Consider the following 3,397-nt stretch of genomic DNA (forward strand, 5'->3'; position numbering starts at 1 on the left):
GAGTGCAGAAATCACTTTACCATCAGGACCATGAATTTGGCGAACGATCGAACCGAATGGCAGAATAGGATCAGTAGACAATTCCTTCATAGCGTCTTTCTTACGACCAGTATTCGACTTGTTAGTGTTGAATACCAGATCGACGCCTTTTGGAAGATCGTCTTTGTAAAGCGCCATACCTTTCAGATAATGCGTTCCGTCAACTGCAATACGAACCTGACCATAATTGGATCCACCAAGTGACAGATCTTTTACGCCAGGACGAACGTAGATAACGCCATCTGCTTTGCCACCACCATCTTCAGCATAATTAACGCCAATTCGCCTAGAACTGACTTGAATCGGTTCACCAGTCTTGAGGTACGAACGACCATAATCTTCTGAATAATCATTGATCAGTTGAATCTGATCACGATTACGCTGAACTTCACTCAAGGTTGTTCCAGGAAGAGCAAGAACTTTACGAGTTGTGTATTTGCCAGTACCCAATTGAAGGTTCTGAATGTTATGAACTTCATAGCCTTGTTCTTGCAGGACTGCAACGGCCGTCTTGAATCGTGACTCAGTGATGCCAAGTTGACTTTCATTACCCGCACCAATGTCAACCATCTTCTTCTGATCGACTTGGTCCTTGATCATCTTGGCTGTGGTTTGTAGAGCATCAGCATTGTCAGCTGCACCTGGAGCAAGCAACGCACGAACTGAGGATTCGCCAGCCAAACCCATACGTTGTGCGATCTTGCCATTTGAAAGACCCTTTTCCTTCAAACGTTGAGCCATAAGAATCTGTTCTTGCTTTTGAGCAGCAAGAGCAATTGATCTAGCAGCACGAAGCTGAGTAGTGGTGATTCCACAACCACGAGCAATCTCAGTATCAGACATTCCTTGGCTTCTGAGATTCTCGGTGTAATCAAGAAAGCTACGATGACGTGTAGATTCTGAATTACCTGATCCCCAAGGATAGCGGCCAGACCTTCTGAGAATGCCGTAATGCGCTAGATGATCTTCATGTGTAACGATCACGACTCCTCCTCTAGTCTTAGCTGCCTGATCTGTTGATCGAATTCTTGAATCTTTTCCATAATGAATGAAATATCCTCTGGATCAGCATCATAAACGATTACTTCATCAGCTTGATAGATACGTAGCTCTATACTGATCTTGAATGGATCGACATCGTATTCAAGACAGAACAATGCTGCATAGATTTCAAGTTGATGAACTGAACCTGGAATCACACCAGTTTTCAAATCAAAGATTCTTAGAGTTCTATAACGAAACGCAATAGCATCGCATGTACCAAAGCAGTTTTCAGAATAAAAGAGAATTTGCTCACAAGTCATCTTGTAGTGAATGCAATCATTGATATACATTCCCAACGTTCCAACATGACTTGAAAGACGGCCTTGCTGAATTTCGTTTTGAGCATAAGCATGCATGGCAATGCCATAATCTGCAGCCTGTGCTGCAGTCCATCTTTCAGCTAAGCGATTAGGCGTGTAGTTGACCCAATGATACTGACTTGGACTTAGAAACGCGTGTTCGCCTTGGAGGTTCAAATGCTTGTTGAAGCGCAATCAAAACCTCCTCTTCATTCTCTGGATAGATGTAGGCTGCAAACGACATCTCATTTAATTGCCTAACAAAATAATCTTGATTAGGACGAGTTCCGGAATCAGCTGATCGCTTAACTTCAAGAGAAGCCCACTTATCACGATAAAGCAGAGTAAGATCAAGAATGCCTTGCTGATAAGCTGAATCATTCTTGAGAATCACACATCCTGGAAACAAGCGTTCAAGCTTTCTAATGAGCTTGGCTTGGTATTGGTTTTCGGTCACATCACACTACCTCGCAGGTCGAATAAAAAAGAGGTATTCTATCCCCTTCCGTTATAATCTGCGAATACGATGCTAGTTAATAACTATTCTATATAGATCGAAAATCTTTGATGTGTGGGCCATACTGGTAGATCGTTTTGTATTCCGTAAACAACATCTTTTTCCAACAAACCGAAGCGTCTTGCACACTCAAACGATCCATGAAATATCTCTTCAGTCTTCGCATCAATTATTGGTACATCTAATCTGTCAGGATACTGAAAAACGAACTGTCTGTGATACTGCAGCGCAAACCAACGTGGTCGCCATCTGAGATTCACTACACGATTGTTGAATCGATTTCCATCTAAGTTGATCGGAGTGTCGTACGGTTCTGTATGACGTGGCATGAAGGCCTTGGCAACTAACAACGGCACCGATCTGTGATGCTGTTTTCCATCACGAACCATTCCAACTTGAACGAGTCCCGATTGATTTTGGGTCAAAACCATAATTCGATCGTATCGATCCGATTTTATACGTCCAAAAGTGCTTACGCTGTATCCAGGAAACGAATCTATCGATTTCCACTCCTCAATCATAGAATTTCTCCATTTTTTTAAACCAGCACTCGGGCAAGACACAGCCTTGCGGCGCTAAAAAGTGCCATTTGAACTTGCCAAGATTTTTTGCGAAAACTTTTATATATTGTACATTACTAATATCTATTTATTTTTTTCGTGCGATCAATAAGGGATTAAGAGCATATATGACCATATATAAAAAAGTTTTGACGAAAAATCTTGGCAAGCTTTTTCTTGTATTTGCAGGGGTTTTGTGTGGCCATTTTTGAAAAGACCGTCGCTAATAACTAAAAATAGGCGTTTTTTAGCCGTTTCTAATAACTATTTTAGCCCCTTTTTAGCATGTCGTCGAGCACTCCATCTGAGGGCTGAAAATTGCGTTTTGACTTCAAAGATCGAAAAATGGCCAAATCTATGGCCGTTTTTGACCGTAGGACATAGTAGTACAAATCGGTGTACGGAGTGTTCATCCGATCTATCCTTCCATGCGCCTGTTCCCACTGCTTATACGAGTATGTAAGGCTGTAAAACAGCATGGAATCGGTCTCAGTGCAGTTCCAGGACTCACTCCCGGCTGCATACTGGACCAAATACACCCATTTGTCGCCCTCAGGCAGTGGTTCGTGCTTGTGTCCGTTGTACTCAGCCACCTCTATGAGCTCTTCTAAGGCCCGTAGAGCGTTCAATTCGTAGTTGAAGTTGTAGAACACTATGAGACGATCGTGATGGCTTAGACGCTCCGTAACAGCCTCTAGACGCGACTTGTCACTGTTGACCACACGTCGCATGACCATGAACAACTCGGTTATGTCGCGAATAGGCCTATTCTCATATGGATGCCACCTCGTCCTGATGACCGCATCCAGAAGTTCTTCATCGTGTTCCACGTAAATATTCTTCGCGTGCCGTACCGTGCCACTGCGATAGGGCATATGAACGAGGACACTTGCTCGATGTCTTTGTAGTCTGTTGACACCGAGATACCGTTGCACCTT

Annotated in this window: 5 protein-coding genes; all 5 read right to left on the minus strand. The window is 43.2% G+C overall.

Annotation, left to right across the window (positions count from 1 at the left end):
* Positions 1 to 1,023, minus strand: a 1,023-nt coding sequence (locus VH187_RS19975) for a hypothetical protein (RefSeq protein WP_329703190.1), incomplete at its 3' end; no start/stop codon positions are given.
* A complete protein-coding gene (locus VH187_RS19980) occupies positions 1,020 to 1,577 on the minus strand; it encodes a PD-(D/E)XK nuclease family protein (RefSeq protein WP_329703191.1) in 558 nt (185 codons plus the stop codon). The genes VH187_RS19980 and VH187_RS19975, both read right to left, overlap by 4 nt.
* Positions 1,492 to 1,839, minus strand: coding sequence for a hypothetical protein (locus VH187_RS19985; RefSeq protein WP_329703192.1), 348 nt, complete (start codon positions 1,837 to 1,839; stop codon positions 1,492 to 1,494). Before VH187_RS19985 ends, VH187_RS19980 begins: the two co-directional genes overlap by 86 nt.
* 83 nt (positions 1,840 to 1,922) lie before the next feature.
* Positions 1,923 to 2,420: an NUMOD4 domain-containing protein gene (locus tag VH187_RS23505; protein ID WP_414714012.1), complete on the minus strand. Its 498-nt coding sequence runs from the start codon at positions 2,418 to 2,420 to the stop codon at positions 1,923 to 1,925.
* A 308-nt stretch (positions 2,421 to 2,728) separates the two neighbouring features.
* The coding region (locus VH187_RS19990) for a hypothetical protein (RefSeq protein ID WP_329703193.1) at positions 2,729 to 3,397 on the minus strand (669 nt) is incomplete at its 5' end.

This window comes from Scandinavium sp., assembly GCF_036271055.1.
Classification (GTDB): Bacteria; Pseudomonadota; Gammaproteobacteria; order Enterobacterales; family Enterobacteriaceae; genus Scandinavium.